Annotated in this window: 7 protein-coding genes; 3 read left to right on the plus strand and 4 right to left on the minus strand. The window is 61.5% G+C overall.

Annotated features, from left to right (window positions below):
• Positions 1-301 precede the first annotated feature (301 nt).
• On the plus strand, positions 302-763 hold the full coding sequence (locus tag IEY47_RS19125; RefSeq protein ID WP_188985696.1) for a cupin domain-containing protein: 462 nt from the start codon (positions 302-304) through the stop codon (positions 761-763).
• Positions 764-858: 95 nt separating this feature from the next.
• Here the strand turns inward: IEY47_RS19125 and IEY47_RS19130 are convergent, their stop codons facing one another.
• Complete coding sequence (locus IEY47_RS19130) at positions 859-1,296, minus strand: hemerythrin domain-containing protein (protein WP_188985698.1); 438 nt, start codon at positions 1,294-1,296, stop codon at positions 859-861.
• 286 nt (positions 1,297-1,582) lie between these two features.
• On the opposite strand from IEY47_RS19130, the gene IEY47_RS19135 reads away from it, so the two are divergent.
• On the plus strand, positions 1,583-3,442 hold the full coding sequence (locus IEY47_RS19135) for a sensor domain-containing phosphodiesterase (protein ID WP_188985700.1): 1,860 nt from the start codon (positions 1,583-1,585) through the stop codon (positions 3,440-3,442).
• 61 nt (positions 3,443-3,503) lie between these two features.
• Here the strand turns inward: IEY47_RS19135 and IEY47_RS19140 are convergent, their stop codons facing one another.
• On the minus strand, positions 3,504-5,129 hold the full coding sequence (locus tag IEY47_RS19140) for a methyl-accepting chemotaxis protein (RefSeq protein ID WP_188985702.1): 1,626 nt from the start codon (positions 5,127-5,129) through the stop codon (positions 3,504-3,506).
• Between the two features lie 664 nt (positions 5,130-5,793).
• Between IEY47_RS19140 and IEY47_RS19145 the strand changes: the two genes are divergently transcribed.
• A complete protein-coding gene (locus IEY47_RS19145; protein ID WP_188985704.1) occupies positions 5,794-8,154 on the plus strand; it encodes a membrane-bound PQQ-dependent dehydrogenase, glucose/quinate/shikimate family in 2,361 nt (786 codons plus the stop codon).
• 241 nt (positions 8,155-8,395) lie between these two features.
• On the opposite strand, the gene IEY47_RS19150 is transcribed toward IEY47_RS19145, so the two are convergent.
• Both IEY47_RS19150 and IEY47_RS19155 read right to left on the minus strand, forming a co-directional pair.
• On the minus strand, positions 8,396-22,186 hold the full coding sequence (locus IEY47_RS19150) for an autotransporter-associated beta strand repeat-containing protein (protein WP_188985705.1): 13,791 nt from the start codon (positions 22,184-22,186) through the stop codon (positions 8,396-8,398).
• 485 nt (positions 22,187-22,671) lie between these two features.
• Entirely contained in the window at positions 22,672-22,866 is a 195-nt protein-coding gene (locus IEY47_RS19155) for a hypothetical protein (RefSeq protein ID WP_188985707.1), read from the minus strand.
• Positions 22,867-22,907: the final 41 nt, after the last annotated feature.

Consider the following 22,907-nt stretch of genomic DNA (forward strand, 5'->3'; position numbering starts at 1 on the left):
CCACCCTACGGTCGTCTCCGCCAGACCTTGCAACGAACGAGGGGATGGAACCGATTGGCCGCTATTACCACTACCTTGTACTTAGTGACAGCCACTGTAGGTGAAGGTAAAACATTGCGCACTCAAACGACTTGATATTTACCCTGCACATAAAACGGTTTTCGAATATACATTCGAGCCCGAACCTCATACTTATGGCCATCTCCGTGCGTAACTTTTGCGCGCGCCATATATTTAAGTTTTAAAACTTAACCATTAACGGTAATGCAGCAGTTCGACTCCATGACCGAGGAGCTGACTTATGCCCTACTGCCCGTCCATTAAAACGTTGTTTGCGACGTTACTGATGAGTGAGCCACTGTTCTTCCACGGCGCTTTGAATATTTCGACAGCGGTAGCGGCCGAACCCGAACTCAAAGTCGTTCAACTGTTGAAAACGACCCACTCGTGGGATGGCACGCCTTATAAGTCGTATCCCGACGCACAGCCGGAGATTTCCGTCCTCTATTACAAGATCCCGCCGCACAGCACGCTGCCATGGCATAGCCACCCGGTAATCAATGCCGGCTATGTTCTCAGCGGCCACTTAAAAGTTATCCGCAAACATGATGGGAAAAGCATGATGATCGGTCCGGGGGACGTGCTGCCTGAAATGGTAGAGGCGCCACATTGCGGCGAGAGTGGGGATGAGCCAGTGGAATTGATCGTGTTTTACGCGGGCACGCCTGGCGTTCCTCTCGTGGTTCGCTCCGACCATGAGTGAAATCCGATCGTCAGGAATCTGCCTTTTGGACGCCCACACGCAAGTACGTGTAAACCGCGCATAGGAGCGCATCGCTCCTGTGCGCGATGCTGCGATCACGCCAAGGCGTCTTTGTAGTCCTCTACATAGTCCTTGGCCAACGAGGTCTTTTGTGCGTCGGTCAATATCTTCCCGGCCTGCTGGAAAAACGTGTGCTCCTCGTCCTCCAGATGATGGAAGATTTTTTCCTTGAGCTTGCGCGCAGTCGAAATCCAGGACGAACTGGAAGGGTCGACTTCCTCCAACGTCTCCAGCATTTCGTCCATCTCGTGATGCTCCGCAACGCCATGCCGAGAGAGGCTCACGCCCGTGTCGTGCTGCATGAGCGGCGAGTAGAAAAAACGCTCCTCCGCGCGCGCATGGGCTAAAAGCTCAGCCTTCAACTGCTCATAACACTGTGCGCGTTCCGGTGAATCCCCGTGGGTTTCGATCAACGCGGCGGCCAGTTCTCGCTGCCGGTCGTGGCTTTCACGAAGCGCTTCAAAAATCTGCATGACGGTCCTTCCTCATCATTCAAAGGCCACGTTCAGAACGTGCGTGGCTTCTGACTGTTTGGACCTGAGCGAGGGAAACGCTGTTCCGCTTGCCGTGACTACGCTGAACGCGGCACTTCGACGCAGCGCGTCCTTCGCGGACACCAACCGCGTTTCTTGAATAGGTGCAGTCACTGGCGCCCGCCGTCCGGCGGATGCCACACCGCGCAGATTGAATACTCACAGCACATAATGGCACTCTAACATTGCCGCCATCGCGGTCCGATGCCTTCCGGAGTCCAGAACCATGTCTGCCCGCCCTCCTATTCCGCTAAACGAAGCCGCGCGGCAGCTCAAGGTCGACCACTACAGCTGCCTTGGGGAAACCGAGGCAGATACCGTACTCGACCAAATTGTGGCGATGGCGGCGCATTACTTCAAAGCGCCTATCGCATTGATATCGATCGTGGATCGCAACCGCCAGTGGTTCAAATCGAAGGTGGGTGTGGACGTCAGCGAAACACCCCGTGATGTATCGTTCTGCGCCCACGCGCTGCAATCGAACGCGCTTTTCGAGGTGTGCGACGCGCAGCAGGACCCACGATTCGAAGACAATATTCTGGTGACGGGATCACCCTTTATCCGCTATTACGCGGGCTCTCCCTTGATCGCCGAAGACGGCTTGATCCTGGGAAGCCTATGCATCATCGACACCGTGCCGCGCGCGCCAATGTCCGACCACGATCACTGGATGATTCAGTCCCTTGCGAGCATGGCGTTCAAGCGTCTGAAAAGCCTGCGCGAGGCAGAATTCATCGATGCGTCTACTGGCTTATTCAATCGCCAGCGGCTGCAGTATGACGCGATGGAACGTTTGAATAGCGGGGATCGCCTACTGATGGTCGCCGTCGAGCCATTGGCCACGAGCACGGCAGACGATCTGGTCAAGGCATTGGGGTTTTCGTTCGCCAATGAGTTTGGCTTGAAAGCGAAAGCCTTGATGCAGGAACTGCTGCCCGCAAGCGTTCGACTCTACAAGCTCAGCCCCTTTCGTTACGCGTTCTTTGTCGTCGATCACGGCAATTCCGTTGCGGAAAAGCTGTTCGAACGTCTGCTTGCCGCCTTCAGCGTGCCCCTGATATGCAGCGGTGTTCCTGTTCTCCCCCAACTCGCGCTTGGCGTCTTGCCGATGGGAAGGGAGGAAATCGATCAGGACTGGATACGCCACGTCGTCATCGCGGCCAACGAAGCCCGTGAGGCGGGCGGCGGCTGGTCTTTTTACGACTCAGCCATCGACGCGCAACAACAGCGCGCCACGCTACTCTTGAACGACCTACCTGCAGCCGTCCAAGCGTCCGAGCAGCTGCATCTGGTCTATCAGCCCAAGGTTGACCTGATAACAGGCCAATGCGTCTCCGTTGAAGCCCTGCTCCGTTGGACTCACCCGACCCTTGGGAATATCAGTCCCGTCGAGTTCATTCCGCTTGCCGAGCAGACAGCGTATGTCCGCAAGCTTACGTCTTGGGTGCTGCGCAGAGCCGTCAGCCAGGCCGCCCAATGGCGACGTTCAGGGATGACGCTAAAGATTTCGGTGAACATTTCAGCAACCGACCTTGTGGATGAATCACTGAGCACCGAAGTCACAGGTCTGCTGGACGAGTTCAAGGTGCCGGGCGATTGCCTCGAAGTCGAGTTCACGGAAAGCATGGTCGTGAAGGATTTCGGGAGCGCTCGCAAGCAGCTGGAGCGGCTGAAAGCGCTGGGCGTGGGTATCGCCATCGACGACTTTGGTAGCGGCTACAGCAACTGGTCCTACCTTCGAGAAATTCCGGCCAATAGCCTCAAGCTCGACCGCTCATTCATGGGCAACCTCTCGCCGGGACAGATCGACTGGAGTGTCGTACGCGGACTCATCAGCATCGCCCGCGAGCTGAACCTTCGGATCGTCGCCGAAGGCGTCGAGACGGACCTTACGTACCAGCTCATGCGCGGCTGGGGCTGCCACGAAGCGCAGGGCTACTTCATCGCCAAACCCATGACAGTGGATGCGCTGGCCGATTGGCTGAAGGCGTACAGGGCTGGCCGCTCTAGCAGTGCCGCGCCACAACGATCGGCATCGGCCAGCGTACTCGGGCCAGTGATCCCAGGCTTCAAGCGCGCAACCTGAGCTCGCATCAGGCCGGTGGTAATCGCATCGCGAACGTTGCGATTACCCGCCTTGTATGCGCCTACAACTTGAAGGTCGACACCGTGTCATTCAGGGTGATGGCCAGACGCGACAGGCCCTGGCTTGCCGCGCTGGACTGGTCGGCGCCTGCCGAAGTCTGCATGGACAGGTCGCGAATGTTCACCAGGTTTCGATCGACCTCGCGCGCCACCTGAGCCTGCTCTTCCGAAGCACTGGCGATCACCAGATTGCGCTCGTTGATCGAACCGATCGCCTGAACGATCTTTTCCAGCGCCTGCCCGGCCGCCTGAGCCACGGTCAAGGTCGATCCTGTCCGGGTGGCACTGCCTTCCATGGCCTTCACCGCGTGCTCGGTGCCCGATTGAATCGTGTCGATCATCTGCTCGATTTCCAGTGTCGATTGCTGGGTCCGATGCGCCAACGCCCTGACCTCGTCGGCGACAACCGCGAAGCCTCGGCCCTGCTCACCTGCTCGGGCGGCCTCGATCGCCGCGTTCAGCGCGAGCAAATTGGTTTGCTCGGCGATGGCCCGAATGACATTGACCACCTGACTGATGTCCCGCACGTTGCCGGCCAATCGATCGACCTCTGCAGATGTAGCGGTCACGTCCTGCGCCAACAGCCGGATCGATTCGACCGTCTGGCGCACCTGCTCCTGCCCTGTGCGCGCCGTATCGTCGGTCTCGCGGGATGCCTCGGATGTGCTGACGGCGTTCCGGGCAACCTCCTCGACCGCGGCGGTCATCTGGTTGACGGCCGTTGCCGCCTGCTCGATTTCATTGTTTTGCTGATGCAGGCCACGGGTCGCGTCCTCGGTGACCGCGTGCAGCTCTTCGGATGCCGAAGCCAATTGATTGGACGAGTCCGCGATGCGCTGAATGGTCGTTCGCAAATGGCTCTGCATTGAGCCCAGCGCACGAAGCAGCAGCGCTGGCTCATCATTGCCATCGTCGCGAAACTCATGGGTGAGATCACCCGCGGCGATCGTTTCGGCGACCTTCACGGCCTTGCCCAGCGGGGTGACGATGCTGCGTGTCAGCAATACCGCCAATGCAATCGTAAGGAGCGTGGTCACGATGACAACGGCGATCACGATAGCCTCGGCCTGTTCGTAAACCGCACCACTGCGCGCCGACGCCTCCTCCCCACCCGAGCGATTCACTTGAATCAGCCCCTGCAGTTCCTTCACGAGCTGGTCGGCATCCGTCGACAACTCACCGCTGATCATGGCGAGCGCCTCCTCACGGCGGCCGTCCAGGATGAACGCCATTACATCGGACTGCGCCTGCATGTAGCGATCTCGGACCGCACGGAAGCGTTCATAGCCCTCACGCTCCTCATCGGACGCGATCAGCGTCTGGTAGCTCTTTTCGGCGCGCTCCATATCAGCGCGCGCGGCCTGCATACGTGCTACCGAGTCACGCCGCGCGCTGTCGTCTTCGACTGCGTACAAGCGCAGGGTCAGCGCCCGGACCCGAGAAACCGCCAACCCCAACTCATTGAGCGCAATCGTGGAGGGAAACCAGTTCTCCTCGATGCTGTCGGCCATCGCATTCATGCGCGACATCTGACTCAGGCTCACAACCCCCATCACCACAACCAGCAACGCCAGCACCGCAAACGCACCACCGGCACGCAGGCCGATCTTCATTCCTCTGAACAACATCTCAATGTTCCTTATGAAGGTTATGTCTAGGCAAACAGAGTCAGGCGCTCTATGCCGGCGCCTTTTATCGGGGTAGGTAAAGGTGAACACATGCGGAGGACCCGCAGATTTTCAGGCGAAATTATCCGTGCAGTGTGGAGTACCCAATTGATCTGGATCAACTCAGGCGGACTCGCGCGGATGCTCACGACAGGCGTTCGCTACGGCGCTACATCGACGCTGGAACTTGCTACCCAACCATCAACGTTGTCGGACGCCCTGACTTGAAAAATGAAGCTCGATAAGCAAAACAGAACAGAATGTTTCCAAACGCTACAAAGCCATATTTTGTATTACGAAACAATGACTTGAAGTGATTTATAGCGATGATCCGCGTCAGCTTGACGCACCTTCTGCATCCTGCCAGGTCTACTCCCCGCTATAGTTGTTTCGTCTGCTTCGATATCTGGCGTGACCGTGGCCTGGCATGCAGAGCATGCCGCCAGTGACACAAGCCACGCTCCCCATCGACAGCGACTTGTCCAGGATTGCCCAGCCAGGGCCCTGGAACGCGTTCAGAGGCAGCTCACAATATCTATTCTTACTGCCTTCCCCCCGCAACGCCCATCGTTACTCGCGGGCGCGTCTCGCAGATCGAGTTCACAAGCATCAATCTAGGACTTTTATGATCATCAAAATCACTGCTATCGCGACGGCGCTGCTCGCTATCGCGCTCTTGTACATGGGAGGGCAGCTCGTGGCAGCCGGCGGTTCGCCGGCGTACGCGCTTGCTGCAATCGTCATGCTCGTCGTCGCCGTTTTGCTGTTCCGCAAAAAGCGCGTCGCGCTGACCCTCTACGCCTTGCTGATGTGGGCCCTGCTGGCCTGGATCATCAGCGAAGTCGGCTTCGACAAATGGCAATGGATCCCTCGTGGCGACCTATTTGCCCTGCTGGGCTTCTGGCTCGCCATGCCCTGGATCGTACGCCCCCTGTACCAAGCGTCGGGGGCTACGGGCCGTCGTTTTCATCCGCTGCTCGGCGGTACGGTCGGGATCATGATGGCGGTTGTCGTCGCCATCATGTTCTACGATCCCTACCCGACCGAGGGCGAACTGACCAACCCCGTGAGCCGTGCAACGCCCGACGCACCATCGGACGATTGGGTCGCCTACGGCGGTACGGCTGGCGGCCAGCGCTTTTCGGCGCTGGACCAGATCGACACCGAGAACGTGAAGCGCCTGACCCTGGCCTGGGAATACCACACCGGCGATGTACGGGATCCATTGCAGGACGCCAGCGAGTACACCTTCGAAGCCACGCCGCTGAAGGTGAACGATCGCGTCTACCTGTGCACGGCCCACAATGAAGTGCACGCGCTGAACCCTGAAACGGGCGAGGTGATCTGGAAGCACGTACCGGAGAAAGACCGCTCCTACCTGCAACAGCACCAGACGTGCCGGGGCGTCAGCTACTACGAAACCGCATCGGCCGAAGCCGCCGGATCGTCCTGCGCGAAACGCATCGTCCATGCGACGACCGACGCCAAGTTGATCGAACTCGACGCCGATACCGGCGAAGCCTGTACTGATTTCGGCGACAACGGTGTGATTGACCTTGCGTCGAACATGGGTGAGGTGCGTCCCCATGCATTGATGCAAACCTCGGCGCCGCTCGTGGCGGGGGATATGATCATCGTTGGCGGCTCAGTGATGGACAATGGCTACGACAGCGGCAACCCATCGGGTGTGATCCGCGCGTACAACGCCGTGACGGGGGACCTGGTCTGGAATTTCGACCCGGCTAATCCGGACGAGACCCAACCCATCGCCTCCGACGCGACCTATCCGCAAGATACGCCAGTGGCCTGGGCTACGCTTAGCGCTGACCTGAAGAACGGTTTGGTCTACGTACCGTTCGGCAATGCGTCGCCCGATGAGCTCGGGTTGCAGCGCGACCCGCAGAGCAATACCGAGAAATTCCGCGACGCATTGGTCGCCCTCGACTTGAAAACAGGGGCCTTCCGCTGGAAATTCCAGACCTCGAACAATGATTTGTGGGACCGCGACAACCCCTCGCAGCCTTCGATCATCGATCTCGGCGAGCCCGGCAGTACGCAACCCGCCCTGCTGGTTCCGACTAAGACCGGCAACATCTTCGTGCTCAACCGTCTGACCGGAGAGGCCATCCAGCCCGTCGAGCAAACGCAGGTATCGACCGAGGGCGGAGTCGAAGGTGAGACGTTCGCCGCGACGCAACCGGTATCGAAGATCAACTTCATTCCGGAAAAACTGACCGAAGCGTCCATGTGGGGCCTTACGCCTTTCGATCAGATGGCCTGCCGCATCACCTTCAACTCTTTGCGCTATGACGGCAATCCTTGGACGCCAGCGACCGAAACCGGCTCACTGATCTTCCCTGGCAACATTGGCGTATTCAATTGGGGTTCCGTAGCGGTCGATCCGCAACGCCAGTTGCTCATCGCGGCGCCAGTTCGGCTCGCGTACAAGTACACGCTGATCAAGCGTACGCCGGAAACGGCCGAGCAGCGCTTGTTCTCCGAAGACGGGCAACCCTATTGGAACGAAAACTTCCATGGTGACTATGCGATTTACATCCAGCAGTTCGCCTCAGGCTTGGGCATTCCCTGTATTGCACCGCCCTGGGGCCGTCTGGCCGGCGTCGATCTCACCACAGGTGAAACGCGTTGGGTACGGCGGATCGGCACGACCAAGAACCTGAAAACCAGCTTCTTGCCCGGGCGTTTCCCGATCGGCTTCCCGATGGGTATGGTCGCCCATGGCGGACCGCTGGTGACCGCAGGCGGCGTGGTGTTCCATGGTGCGACGGCGGATAACTTCTTCCGCGCCTACGATATCAACACGGGGGAAACGCTCTGGCAGACCGAGCTTCCAGCCGGTGGTCAGGCGACCCCGTCCACCTACATCGGTAAAGACGGCAAGCAGTACGTGATCATCGCTGCTGGTGGCCACGGCTCCCTGGGCACGACCCTTGGAGATAGCGTGATGGCGTTCCGCGTGGATTGATCGACGCGGCATGCAAAGGGGCCGATCGCAAACGCGACGGCCCCTTTTTTTGTGCCTGCGTGCGGGAGTTTGGTAGGTGGCTGATCCCCGCTGCCGTTGTCGTCTTTACTACCGCTCGCGACTGAAGCAGACCGCCGCCCGGTCGCCCCTACAGGAGTCAAGCCGTACACGGAAGCGTTGGCAAACCTCGATCCTGTAGGGGCGGCTTTAGCCGCCTGGTTCATGTAGCAGTCACGCTCTCTTAGAACGCATAGGAGAACGTCAGGCTGAGCGAATGATCCCGCGACTCGCTGGAGTACTGGCCTTGATAGCTCGCCGCCAGCCGGCTGCGCTCGCTGACGGCCATATCGACACCTGCACCAACCACCGCTGCATCGCGGGCCATTGGCGAGCCATCGACCTTGAAGCCTTCTCCGCCCTGGACGAACCGCATGGAGGCATCCGCTTCGTTCGAGCCGAAGGCGTGCTGCCAGCCTAGCGATCCGCGTACGACCACGTCGACATCCTCGCCAAAATCGAGCCCTTTCGCGACGCGCAGGCCGACGTTGGACTGCGTGCTGTTCTGCTTGCTCTTCGCGCTCAAGCTTGCCTCCCCGCCTTTCTCCGTGGCGCGGTCACTGCGGTAACGCGAATGGCTGAGGGCCGCGTAGGGCTCCAGCGCTACCGACTCGAGGTCGAACACATAGCTGAGCTCGCCGAAGAACTGCGTCGTACGCGCGTCGTAATCCGCCTTGGCGCGTTGACTGAAGTCGGCGATGTTGATGTCGCGCTTGCTTTCGATCTCATGCAAGGAATGGCTGACGCCCAGGCGCGTGTTCACGTTGCCGTACTGCCGCGACGCATAGGCCGACAGCACGTAGCTGGTGACATCGCTCTCCGATGCGCGATCGTTCGCCTTCAAGGTGCTCTCCAAATACCCGGCGGCGATCCCGACGCGCCAATCGTCATCCCACTTCCGGTCGAAACCGATCATGATCCCGGCGCTGGAACGGTCGAGCGAGGACGTATTGGAATCACCCTTCAACTTGCCCCATCCGGCGATGGTCTGGCCCCAGGCATCGTTCTGGTAATCCGGCGTTCCGGGGTTACCGATATTGAGCCCCCAGGTCGAGACGCTTTCGCTGCACGGCTCGTTGCGGTAGGTCGTCAAGCCGTTAGGCGCCAGGAGAAAGCGCGCGTCGCGCGTACTTCCGCTACCGCAGGATTGCCGCATCCGGTCGTTCACCGTGTTGCCGATGAGGTTGGCTTCACCAATCATCGCGCTCGCAGTGGAGGCATGCAGCTCACCTGTCAGGCTGTCGTACGCCGCCGGCAACTCTTCTGCGCTAAGCCCGGTGATTGCGCCAACCAACTCACCAGATGGCAAGCCGGACAGCGCACCTGCCACCGCGCGCTGATTCGGTGTGACGGCAAAGTCATCGAAGGAGGCTTCGTTACGGCTCACATTCAAGTTGACCTCGTTCGCGGTGTACTCGACGCCAACGTCCAGTAGCGGCAGATCGGGCAGGACGACCTCGTCGTAGGTGCCTTGAACCTGCTCGGCAGTCAGGATGGTGAAACTGTCGTCTCCGCTGTATCCACCCGCACTGAAGACCTCCAGATACCCCGCCAACGAGGCGGTATTGAGGACCCGAATCACTCCGGCGCCTCTGGACGACAGGCCGATCCGCGTCCAGCCTGATGCGCCCTGCGTGAAGCTGCCATTGACGTCGAGTTGCGTATCGACACCGCTGCTCAGTGCGCCGTAGTTCGTGATCGAACCCACCGTACCGGACCCCTGCAGGCGACCCCGCGGTTGAACCAGCACGGGCCCACCCAAGGCGGCTGCGCTATTGCCCGCGGTTCCGACGAACAGGCTACCTTCATTGATCACGGTATTGCCGGTGAAACCTTGCTCAGAGTTGATCACCAATGCGCCCGCCCCCTGTTTAACAAGGGTACCTGCCCCAGACAGGTTGCCCGCGAAAAGCCCATCGGAAGCCTGGTCGAAGACCAGCGTCGCCGCATTGTCGATCTGCCCGTGCAGGCTCGTGCTGTTACCGATGAGGGTACCCGCCTGCACCTGCGTGCCACCGGTGTAGCTGTTCCCGCCCTGCAGGGTAAGGCTGCCGCTGCCGTTCTTGACCAGCGACCCCGCACCGCTGTAGCTGCCGGCGAAGATGCCTTCGGCCGCTTGATCGAACACCAGCTGCGTGCCGACCGTACTGGCGATGACGCCTTGCAGACTGTCACTGGTCCCGATCAGGCTGCCGCTATTGATCAGCGTGCCACCGCTGTAGGTATTGGCGCCGCTGAGCGTCAGGCTACCGCTGCCATTCTTGACCACCCGCCCCGTACCGTCGATGGCGCCGTTGAACTGGCCATCGCTTGCCTGTGCGAACTCCAGCGTCGTTCCTGCCCCCGTCGAAATGCTGCCTTGCAGGCTGGTGCTGTCACCCCGCAGCGTGCCCTGGCCGATCAGCGTACCGCCGGTATAGGCATTGGCGCCTGTCAACGCCAATGTACCTGCGCCCAGCTTCGTTAGCGGCCCGCTACCGGTGATGGCGTTGTCGTAGACGAACGTGTTTTCCGCCGCCTGAATGCTCAGTGCGCCACCCAGCGCGCCCAGCGTCAGGGATCGGGAAGTCGTCGAGTAATCCGCGCCGGCAATCGCCAGCGTGCCGCCGTTGAGGGTCACGCCTTGAGTGGATTCGCCGAGCCCGTTGTCCGCTGACACCTGCAAGGTGCCGCCGCCGACGGTCGTACCGCCGGTGTAGTCGTTATTGCCGGACAGCACCAGGGTCCCGGCGCCGGTCTTGTTCAAGCCGCCTGCGCCAGCGATCCCCACCGCAACGCTCGCCGTGGCGCCGCTGGTGACATTGAAGACCGTCGCGCCACCGTCAGCGGACCCAGCGCTGTTCAGTGAGCCGCCACTGCCAGCGACCAGCCGATACCCATCGCTGAGGAATTGCATACCCGTCAGGGTCTGCTGCCCCTCGACCGTCACGGTACCGGCAGTGCCGTCGAAGACCGCGAATCGGCTTTGCCAAGTGCCGGAGAACTGATCGATATCTTCCCAATTGGTGCCCGTGGAGGACCACACGCCATCGCCTCCCAACGCCCCTGGCGCGGTGTTCTGACCTTTCCAGAACTGGATTTCACCGACTTCGTTCTGAACGACGAGGCTGTAGAGATTATTGGCGCCTTGGAAGCGCAGCAGCGTTGGATCATAGCCGCTCGGCAAGGATCCGAGGGTCGGCTGTCCCGACAAGGTGCCGTAGCTGAACAGACGGTAGACCCCCGTGCCGAACCCACCCGCATCGGCAATGTTCAAGGTGCCGCCGAGATCGAGCTGCCCTGTCACCTGAACCAGCGTTACCGGGGCATTAGGCGCGCCGAGCTGGAAGTCGAGCACGCTGGAGGCATCGAGCGACAGGTTTTCGAATGTCAGCGGCGTCAGGTAGGTACCGGCCACCAGCCGCGCATTTTGCGAGAGGTTCACGGTGCCCGCGACATTTCCTCCCCCGCTCAGGGACGCATTTTCGCCCACGACATTGACCACGTCGGAACCGAGCTGACCATTGACCACGAGCTGCCCGTTTTCGATGTTGGTCGTCCCGGTGAAGCCGCTGTTGTTGCCGTTCAGTGAAAGCGCGTCGCTACCGTTCTTGACCAGAGTTCCCGTACCCGTCAGCACCCCCGTGAAAAGGCCCGGATCGGCTTGATCGAACACCAGCGATGCGCCACTGGATACATCGATATTGCCCTGTAGCGAGCCGGTCGTCCCGGTAAGCGATCCTGCTTGCACCTGCGTACCGCCACTGTAGGTGTTGCCTCCGGTGAGCAGCAGGTCGGCGTCGCCCGTCTTGATCAGGCTCCCGCCGCCGCTGATGACGCTGGTGTAGCTGCCCGCCGCGATCTGGTCGAAGGTCACACTTGTGTTTGCCGCCGTTCCGATATCGCCTTGCAGGCTCGTGGTATTGCCGATCAAACCGCCGCCTATGACCTGCGTCCCGCCGGTGTAGGTATTGCTGCCGCTCAGGACGAGCGAACCGGGACCGTCTTTCGTCAGGCTGCCGGCACCCGCGATGTCACCCGCGAGCGTCAGGTTGTTCGCCCCACCGACGGTCAATGCCGCGCCCAGGTCGATCGCCTGCGCAAGCGTGACGCCGCTGGCGCTACCGCTGCTCAGCGTCGAGGTATCGGTCACCTCAAAACTTCCGGTCCCGAGCGCGTTGGCGTTACCGACCACCAGCGCGCCCGCATCGAGCGTGGTGCCGCCGCTGTAGGTGTTGTTGCCGTTCAGGGTGACGGTGTTGTTTCCCGTCATCAACAGACTGCCTGCGCCCGAAACGATCCCATTGAGCGTCAGGTCCTGATCACCGGACAAGGTCAATGTCGGCGTCGTCGTACCATTGCCGACCGCAATATCGTTCGCGAGCCCTACCGCTTCCGGCGCCAATGTCCGTGCTTGCAGGGTCGCATCCGCCGTGACGGTCAGTGGGCCGCTGCCTAACGCGGTATTGCTGCCGGCGATCACGGTGCCGCTGGTCAACGTGGTCCCGCCCGTGTAGCTGTTGCTCCCCGCCAGCACCAGACGGCCATCGCCCGTTTTCACCAAGGTACCGTCGCCACTGATCGACTCTTCAAGCACCAGCGACTGCGCGGTGTCCAGGGTCAGCTGACCGCTGATGGCAAACAGGTTGCGCAAGCGCAGCGTCCCGACATTGCGCAATGTCGTGCCATCGCTGCTGGTCAGCGTGCCGCCGCCCAGTGCGTTGTCGTTACCCGCGACCAGCGTTCCACCTTCGAGCACCGTGCCGCCGGAATAGCTATTGTTGCCGGTCAGCGTGAGTGTGCTGTCACCGGCCTTGATCAGCGCACCGGTGCCAGCGGCATCCGTGACGGCCCCGGCCAGGGTGAGATTTGCGCCGGTCAACGTAACGGTACCGCCAAGCCCTACTGCGTTTTCTAACGCCAACGTTGCGGCCGCATCGAGCGTGGTGCCGTCGCCCAAGGTCAGTGCGCCGGTACCGATGGCTTGATCGTTCGTTAACGATAAGGTGCCAGCGTTGACGCGGGTTCCGCCGGTGTAGGTATTGCTACCGGCCAGGGTCAGTTCGCCACTGCCGTCCTTGACCAGTTCACCGATGCCGCTCACGACGCCTTGCAGGGCCAGGTTGCCAGCGCCCCCAACAGTGAGTTCACGCGCGATGGTGACGTTGTTGGCCAATGCGACCGTCCCGGTAGTGGCACTGTTGCCAAGCGAGCCGGCGCCCGTCACCGTGAGATCGCCCGTGCCCAGGGACGCGCCATTGCCCACCAACAGCGTGCCGGCTTCCAGCACGGTTCCTCCGCCGTAGGTATTGGCCCCCGTCAGCACGAGTGTGCCGTCACCGGCCTTGCCCAAGACCGCGGCGGACGTACCGGTGATGGGATTGGTCATGGTGAACGTTGCGTCTTCTTCCACGATATCCAGCGTACCGCCCGCGTCCGTGAGCGTTACGTTCCGGCCTGTTCCTATGTAGCTCTCACCGGTGATTTGCAGGCGGCCGCCGTTGAACGTCAAACCGCCTCCGAGTGCGCCAAGGTTTGCATCGGACGATGCCTGAACGATACCGCCGGAGAAGGTGGTGCCGCCCGTGTACAGGTTGTCGCCACCCAGCACGAGCGTGCCACCATCGAGTTTTTCCAGACTGCCACCACTGATGGGGGCGTTGATCGTTGCGGTTGCGCCGGCGCTGACCCGAATCGGCGTATCGTTGCCAACCGTGATCCCCGCGCTTCCAGCGCTCTGCAGCACGTAGCCATCGGAGAGGAACTGCAACCCGCGAATGGTTTGCTCGTCAGCGATCGTAACTTGGTAATTGGTACCCTCAGGCGCCGAAGGGCCTGCAAAAACAGCAAAGTCGTTCGTTCTAAAACCGACGCGGCCACCGAGGTTCGTGCCTAATGACCAATTGTCAGCTGTGGTACTCCAACTCCCAGCGCCGCCCCCTGCGAGACTGCCGTCGCTGTTAATGGCGCCTCCCCAATAGCGAATCGTATTGCCGCCGACGAGAAGATTGACGGCTTTATTCGCCTCATCTTTTTGGACTGCGAGGTCGGCTGCCGTGACGGTACCGTTCCCAGCGAACTGAATCGCAGGATCGAAATTCCCCGTCACGGTCCAATCCGGCTGGCCTGGCTCCACCGGTCGGCTGCCATATTGGAACAGCTGGTAGACGCCCAGGCCGAAACCACCGGTATCGACCACGCTCAACGTGCCGCCCAGGGTTAGGTCCGAGCCGACATTGACCAGGGTTGCGCCCGCGATCGGCGAACCCAGGTTCGCCTGGAAGGTGGCGTTGGAATTGAGCGTCAGGGAACCCAGCGCAAAGATGTTGTTGCCTTGGGATGCGGACAGCGTCCCGTCCACCACGACATTGCCGCCCAATGTGCCGCTGCCGGTCAGCGTCGCCGGGCTGCGCACATTGACCTGCTGGCTCGCCAACGCGCCGTCGACCCGCAGCGTGCCTTCGTTAATGTTGAATGTGCCTGAGTGGCTACTGCTCCCCGTCAACGTCAGTTGCTCACTGCCTGTCTTGAAGAGCGTGCCGCTGCCGGTGAACCCGCCAGCGAAGACCTGATCCGCAGCGGTGTTCAAAGTCAGGCTGCCCCCGGCACCCAATTCCAGGTTGCCAAGGCCTTGAATCGCCGCCAGCGATTCGGCGCCGTTGAGTAGCAGCGTACCCGCAGTGAGGTTCACCGTACCCGCACTGCCCAGGTAGTTATCACCCGAGGTCGCCAGCGTGCCGCCAAGCACGTTCAGCGCACCGGTGAACGCCTGTGCTTGGGTCAACGTCAGTGCACTAGCGCCGCTTTTGGTGAAGTCGCCTGCGCCGTCATAAAGGCCTGCATAGGTGCCGTCCGTTGCTTGATCGAAGACGAGGGAGGCACCCGCCGCGCCGGTGACATCACCGTTGATGCTGGTACTGTTGCCGACCAACGCGCCGCCATTGAGGGTGAAGCGTCCGTTGTAGGCGCTGTTATCGGCGGTCAGGGATAGCGTGCCGGTACCGTTCTTGACCAGCTCGCCATTGCCGGTGAGCGCGCCATTCAGTGTCGCATCGTAGGTTCCGGCCAACGTGAGCGCGGCACCGAGTTCGATGGCATTGCCCAGCGTTACCGCTTGCGTCGTTGCCAGCGTGGTCGCGCCGCCCAGGCTCAAGGTACCGGTACCCAGCGCATTGTCGTTTCCGACCAGAACGCTGCCACCGTCTTGCAGCGCAAGTCCGCCGGTAAAGGTGTTGTTACCGCTAAGCACCAGTTGCCCATCGGCCCCTGTTTTCGCCAAGCCGCCCGCGCCGCTGATTGGGCCATTGAGGATCAGGTCGCTGTTGCCCGCCAGCGTCAGCAGGCCAGCACTCAAGCCGATGCCGTTCTGCACCGTAAGCGGCGCGTCATGATCCAAGGTAGCGTTTCCCGTGACGACCAGATTGCCCGCCCCCAGCGCCGCATCGTTACCTAGCGAAAGCGTGCCTTCGGCCAGCGTCGTGTCGCCGCTGTAGCGATTGTTGCCGTTAAGGACCAGCGTGCCGCTACCGGTTTTGCTTAGGCCCGCCGCACCGGCCATTTCGCCCGACAACGTCAGCGTGTCCGCGTCGGCCACCGTGACGGCGAGGCCTTGATCCAGTCGTACCCGGTTCGCCAGCGTGTGGGAGCCATCGGAGGTGAGGCTGCCGCCCTGAGCCAACAACCGACTGGTGCCGAACGCGGTATCCGAACCTACGACGAGCGAACCGGCAACGAGCCGTGTATTGCCTGTGTAGGTGTTGTTTCCGCTAAGCGTCACGGTCTGGGCGCCTGCTTTTACCAGGTCGCCGCTGCCGCTCAACACGCCACTCAAGGTGAGATCGGCCCCTTCGGACAGGGTGAGCTCGCCCGCGAGCGCAATGTTCTGTCCGACGTTCAGGTTATCGGTGGTCGTGTTCAAACGGCCAATGCCACTGACCAACAAGGAGTCGCCCAGCGCTTCGGCGACATCGACGGTCAGCCCGCCGGCCTGCAATTCGGTCTCTGCATGGGTGTTGGGACCGTTAAGCGTAAGGTTCGCCGGCCCTGCCTTCACGAGCCGGCCAGCCCCTGAAATGGTGCCGCCCAGCACCAGATCCTGCGCCCCCGCCAAGGTCAGGTCTGCGCCCAGTGCGACGCCGTTACTTAAACTAATCGACGCCGAATTGCTCAGGATCGAATCGCCGGTCACATTCAGGGTGGACGTACCTAATGCCGCGCTGCTGCCCAACGCCAGCTCGCCAGCGCCGAGGTTCACGGTGCCACCGAAGCCACTGTTGTCGCCGGCGAGTCCAAGCGTGGCATTGCCTGTCTTGATCAGGGTGCCGTTGCCGGCCAACGGTCCGGCGAGCGTCGTTGCAAAGGTACCCGGCAACGTCAGCGCGGCATTCAATGTCAGTGCGTTGGCCAGTGTTAGCGCCGACGTACTGGTCAGTTCCGCGGCACCCACCACTTGCAGCGCGCCGGTGCCGAGGGCGTTCGCATTACCAAGCTCAAGTGTCCCGGAGGATAGAGTCGTCCCACCGCTATAAGTGTTCGGCCCATTGAGCGCGAGTACGCCTGCGCCACTGACATTCAGCGCGCCGCCACCTCCAATGACGCCGTTGAGTGCCAGCCGCTGCTGATTGTTAATGCTCAGTGTGGCGCCACTGTCGAGCGCAATGGTGTTCGCCACGTTGCGCACGGCGTTCGCCGCCAATGCTGCATTGCCGCCCACTTGCAAAGTGCTGGTCCCCAGGGCCAGGTCATCGTTGACCTGAAGCGTGCCCGCACGTAGTGCCGTCACGCCGGTATGCGCATTGGCGCGCTCCAGCGTCACCACACCCGCGCCTTCTTTGATCAGTGCGCCCGTGCCACTGATGACGCCTCCCAGGACCAGGTCGCGCGCACCGGCCAGCGTTAGCTCGCCGTTCAGCACGATTCCATTGGTCAGCCGTACACCCGCCGCATTGTCGAGCCGGCCAGTGCCATCGGCGGAAAGCACGCCGGTGCCCAGCGCGGTATCGCTGCCGGCATACAGGGTTCCGCCGACCAGCGACGTCCCGCCGCCGTAGGTATTGGCGCCGGAGAGCTGCAACGTGCCGGCGCCAGCCTTGATCACACGGCCGGCATCGCCGCTCAGCGTCCCATTGAGGGCAAGCGGGCTCTCACCATCAACAGTCAGCGCCGAGCCCGCCGCGATTCGGACGTCATTGGCGAGTGCCGTGTCATTCAGCGCTGCCAAGGTGGCATTGCCATTCACCGTCAGCGCACCCGAGCCAAGCGCCGAAGAACCGCTGACAGACAGGCGGCCTGCGTTCAACGCGGTACCGCCGCTATAGCTGTTGGCGCCCGTCAGCGCGAGCGTCCCGAGCCCGCTCTTGGTCAATTGACCCGCGCCACCAATAGCCTGCGCCAGCGTGAACGTATTGGCTGCTGTCTCGATATCGAATCCGCCGCCGTTTGCGCCCAACAGAATGTTGCGCGCCGCCCCGTTGTAGCCGAGGCCGGTCACGCGCAAGGTGCCACCTTTGAAGTCGAGTGCGCCGGAGGGTGCGCCGAGCTGGCTGTCCGCCGAGACCTGCAAAATGCCTTCGCTGATCACGGTTCCGCCCGTGTAGCTGTTGTCTGCACTCAGCACCAAGGTTCCGAAGTCGCGTTTTTCCAGCGCGCCGGCCCCGGTGATGGCGACGCCGACATTGGCCGTGGCGTTAGGGTCGACACGAATGACGTGATTGCCCGTGCCGGCCAGATTCAACTGCGCCCCAGATCCGGCCGTCAGCGCATAGCCGTCGGCGAGCTGCATACCGGTAATCGTGTGGCTTCCTACCACGTTCACCGTTCCTGGGGTGCCGCCGAAAATGGCAAAACCATTGGTCCAGACGTTAGTACCAAGGCCAGTCGCGTCCGTCCAATTGGTAATGCCGCTCTGCCAGGTGCCGCTGCCACCGACGATGCTGCCGTTGCCAGTCGCCCCGTTGCCGTTCCAGAACTGCAGGTCGCTGTCTCCACTCACCACGAGGTTAATCTGACCGGCAACATTGGCTTGCACGCCCAGGTTGGCAAGGTCGAAACCCACCGGGATAGTACCCAGGGAGAGGTCGCCATTGAGCGCACCGCCATAGCGAATGATTTGATAGACACCTTGGCCAAAGCCCCCTGCATCGGCGACGTTGAGTGTGCCATTCAAGCTGACGTCTCCGGCGACGTTCAGCAGCGGTGCGGGCGCGGTCGGCGTACCCAAGGCGACGTTCAGATTGGCGCCGGCTTGCAGGTTCAGTCCGCCCAGGGTCAGGGTCTGACCACTGGCGGCCGCCAATGAGGCGCCGGCACCGACATTCAAGGTGCCGGTAAGGTTGCCGGTACCACCGACGCTGGTACCACTGCCGGCCGTGACCGTGCCGCCAAGCGCGCCATTGACCGTCAGGCTGCCGCTTTGCAGATTCAATCCGCCACCGAGATTGCTGTTGCCGGTCAGGGCGAGATTGCCAGTGCCGGTCTTGATCAGCCCACCATCTCCCAACAGCGCGCCGCCGAACAGGCTGTTGCTGTTGTCGCCACCCAGGGTGAGCGAGGCACCGCTGCCGATTTGGACGTTGCCGCCCACTTGGCCGCCGCCACTCAACGAGCCAATGGCCTCACTGGCCAGCAGTTCCAGCCGCGCGGTCGCGTTATTTGCCAGGTTGACGGCCAGCGCGTCATTCAACGCGGCCCCGCCGCTGACCTGAACGCCACCGTTCAGGATGTTCAACCCGCCGGTAAAGGTGTTGTTGCCGCTCAACAACAGGCTGCCGCTACCGTCCTTGACCACGCTTCCGATGCCGGAAATAACGTTGCCATAGGTACCACTCGCGGCCTGATCGAGAATGAGCGTGCCGCGGTTACGCACATCGCCGTTCAAGCTGATTGACCCGGCGCGCACGCTTCCGGCTTCCAGATCCAATCCACCGTTAAGCGTATTGTTGCCCGTCAGGGTCAATTGGCTATTGCCCTGCTTCACGAGACTGCCGTTGCCGGCGACGTTGCCGGCGATCGCCAGATCGTTACTGCCCCGCACATTGAGGTTGCCGCCCAAGTTGATCTGGTTGGCGATGGTCAACGGGCTGAGGCTATCGAGGCTTGCCGTCGCATTGGCACCCACGCTCAAGACCCCGGTTCCCAGCCCAGCACCATTGCCCAGCAGCAAGCTGCCGCCATTGAGCTGAACGCCCCCGGTAAAGGTATTCGCGTTATTGAGTTGCAGCGTCCCGGTCCCGGTCTTGATCAGCGAAGATGCGCCACTCAGGACGCCGCCGAGGCTCAAGGCCTCACTGCCGGCAACGGAAAGATCAGCACCGAGCCTAACGTCGTTGGCGAGCGTTCGCGTCCCGCTGGCAGCCAGCTGTGCGGCGCCCGTGACATTCAGCGTGCCGGCGCCCAACGCCGTATCGCTGCCGACCGTCAGCAATCCGCCGCCCAGCACCGTGCCGCCTTCGAAGGTATTGTTGCCGTTCAGGGTCAACGACGTCCCACCCGTTTTCAACAGCGCGCCGGTTCCGTTGATGGCCCCATTCAACGCGACGGAATTGGCGCCCCCGATGGTCAGCAGGCTCGACAGGTTGATGTCATTGCCCAGCGCGATCGCCTGCGAACCTGACAATGTGGAGGCCGCCGTTACGCCTAATGCGCCCGCGCCCAGCGCGGAAGAACTCCCCAACACGAGGGCGCCGCCAGCCAGGGTCGTCCCGCCGCTGTAGGTGTTGTTACCCGTCAGCGTCAGGGCCGCGTCGCCGGTTTTGATCACCCCCCCCTGCCCCGCGATGTTGCCGCCGAGCGTCAGCGCCTGGTTAGTAGGTACGGACAAGGCAGCGCCGGCGTTGAGCGAAACGTTGTTGCCGAGCGTTAACGCTTGCAGCGCGTTTAACGTCGAGGAGCCGGTGACCTGAAGTGACCCCGTTCCCAGCGCTGCCGAATTGCCAATTTGCAGCGTACCCGCACCCAGCGAGACGCCGCCCCCAAAGGTGTTGGCACCGGCCAGCGTGAGGGTGGAGTTTCCAGTCTTGACCAGACTGCCCGTGGCGCCGCTGAGTGTGCCGGCGAGCGTCGTGGCGTTGCTGCCCGATATCCCAAGCGCGGCATTGAGTTGCACGGCATTCGCCAGCACCAGCGGTACGCTACCGGTCAGATTGGATGCACCATTGACCGTCAGGCTGGCGCTGCCCAACGCATTGTTGCTGGCAAGGTTCAGCGTGCCGGCATTGAGCGTCAGATTGCCAAAGCTGTTGGTACCCCCCAGGGACAGTGTCCCGAGTCCATCCTTGACCAGCCGCCCAGTGCCGCTGATGGCGCCCGTCAGGCCGAGGGCGTTGTCCCCTGAAATCGTCAACGCGTTACTGCCTAGATTTACGGTGTTGGCGAGCGTGACGCTGGCCGCGCCCGACGATAACGCCGCATTACCGCCCAGCGCGAGCGAGCCGGTGCCCAGCGCCGTGTTGCTGCCTACCACGACCGTGCCAGCGGCGACGGTCGTGCCCCCGGCATAGCTGTTGTTGCCTCCCAACGAGAGGGTTCCACTTCCGGTCTTGAGCAGCGAACCGGTGCCGGAGATGACGCCGTTCAATCCCAGCGCGTCGCTGTTCGGCAGAGTAAGAGCCGCATTCAGAATGACATTGTTGGCCACGCTGGTTGCCGAGCCGCCCAAGCTGGATGCACTGTCGACGCGCAGGGTGCTCGCGCCCAATGCCTGGGCGTTGGCCAGCAGCAGGCTACCGCCGTTAAGGGCGGTGGTACCGCTATAGGTATTGGTGCCGGACAGGGTCAATGCACCAGTGCCGGACTTGGTGATGCCACCGGTGCCGCTGATGGTGCCCCCCAAGGTCAAGGCATTCGCACCCTGGACCCCGATCGTTCCGCCGAGCGTTAGGGCGTTGGCGACGTTCAAGCCGCTGGCATTCGCTTCCAGCGCGCCGCCCGTCAGGCTGACAGCGCCCGCACCAAACGCATCGGCGCTTCCCAGAACGATCGTTCCTCCGGTGATGCTGGTCGTTCCACCGTTCGCAAGCGTACCCAGTAGCGTCCAGTTACCGCTGTCGATCTGCAGGTTCTCGAAGTTTTGATAGGTACTCGCCGACGCCGTACCTGTTGTCACGCCGTTCGTCCCACTCTGCAGCACCAGCGTGTCGCGGGTACCGGCCCCACCATCGACGATCCCGAGTTGCGCGTAGCCAACGTTGATGCCGGCCAGACCGCCTACGGTAACCGCGATGCCGCCATTGCCAGTGACCTCCGACCCTGTGAGCGCAGTGAACACGTTACCGCCGGCACTGTTGCCCATCGCGACACTGCCGGTGATCAGCCCCGCGTTGGTCATTCGGTTACCTGCCGCGGAGCCCTGCATGCCGACCCGCCCGGTGATCACCCCACCCGCCCCGTTCGTGAACTGGTTCTGCGCTCCGCCGTACAACAATACCGCTGGCGCCTCCCCGGTGAGGAGCGACAGTCCTGCCAACGCATTGGCTCCGATCTGCCCGTCGTTACGGATGACCGTAGCGGTACTGGTCGCCGTGTTGTAGACATTGAGGGCCATGCCCGATGGCTCGAGCAGGCTTACGCTGAGAAGACCCGAAGTGCCCTTGAGCACCCCGCCGGTCAGGTTGGTGATCGTGACGTTGCGGGAGGCCGTCGCGGGGTTGGTGACCACGAGGCCGGCAGCCTGGATGCTGAGCAGCCCCAACAGCGACGGATCGATCGTCCCGGCGTTGTTGACCGTAGCGCCGCCTCCATTGAGAGTCACTGCGTTACCGCCAAGACCTAGCAATACACCCGCCGAGCTTCCTGGGTTGAGGTTGACTGTCAGGTTCGGCGCCGAGCTCGAGAAGCTCGGCGCGAGTACAGGAGCCGAGCCGATACAGGTAACGGTACTTCCCGACGTCGAACAGGCAGCCTCGGCAACATTGCTGCCCAACCCTGCAGCGAGACCAAAAAGAGACAGACGCACGGCGAGAGAAAGCGGGGAAATACGGGTCAAGGCAGAGTGTGGCATCGGTTGCGCTCCAGGCATGCTAGCGCGCCGTCAACTGTTCACGACGCCCTATCCCGACTTCCACACTGGGACGATTTGACCATAGCTGCCACCCGGAGTACGGCAAGAAAATCATCCTATTCGAACGACGAACGGAGCGATTTGCCATCACGGAAGTGAAATTTTCGTTAGTGCTAAAAACCCGTCGCTGACCGCTTCTTTGCGGCCCGACAAATGCGCAAAACATGACGATAAAGACAGGTTTTAGTATGACAAGCCAGCGTAAAGTCGCGCCAAACGGCTAGCGGCAAATGGCATCAAAATAATACTTAATAGCCACTACCCATTTTTAGGTCTAGCGCCTGACTGGCGCCACCGTGTTTGACGCCTCCAAGTCATTATTTCCTGCGTTCGGGAACCATTCCCCGGTCAATCACGATCTAAGGCGCAGACGTCCAACTGATATCAAAACTGGACCGTAGTGCCACGCTTACTCGCTATGTCGACTACTCGTCCATAACGGTTCTTAGCGCATATGCCAGGGCATCGACCTTCCTGTCGTTATGACGGTTAGCCGAGCCGCACAGGCCTGTAAGCCTTGCCGGTTCGAAGATTTTCGTGCGCACCAACGCCAGGAATTCGAGGTCATAGGACCACGCATCCGAGACTGTACAACCACGTTTCACGTCATTCGTATTCATCAGTCGCTCGCCGCCGAACCCACGCGCGAATACACTGCCGG

The organism is Pseudomonas matsuisoli (genome assembly GCF_014647635.1).
GTDB lineage: Bacteria > Pseudomonadota > Gammaproteobacteria > Pseudomonadales > Pseudomonadaceae > Pseudomonas_P > Pseudomonas_P matsuisoli.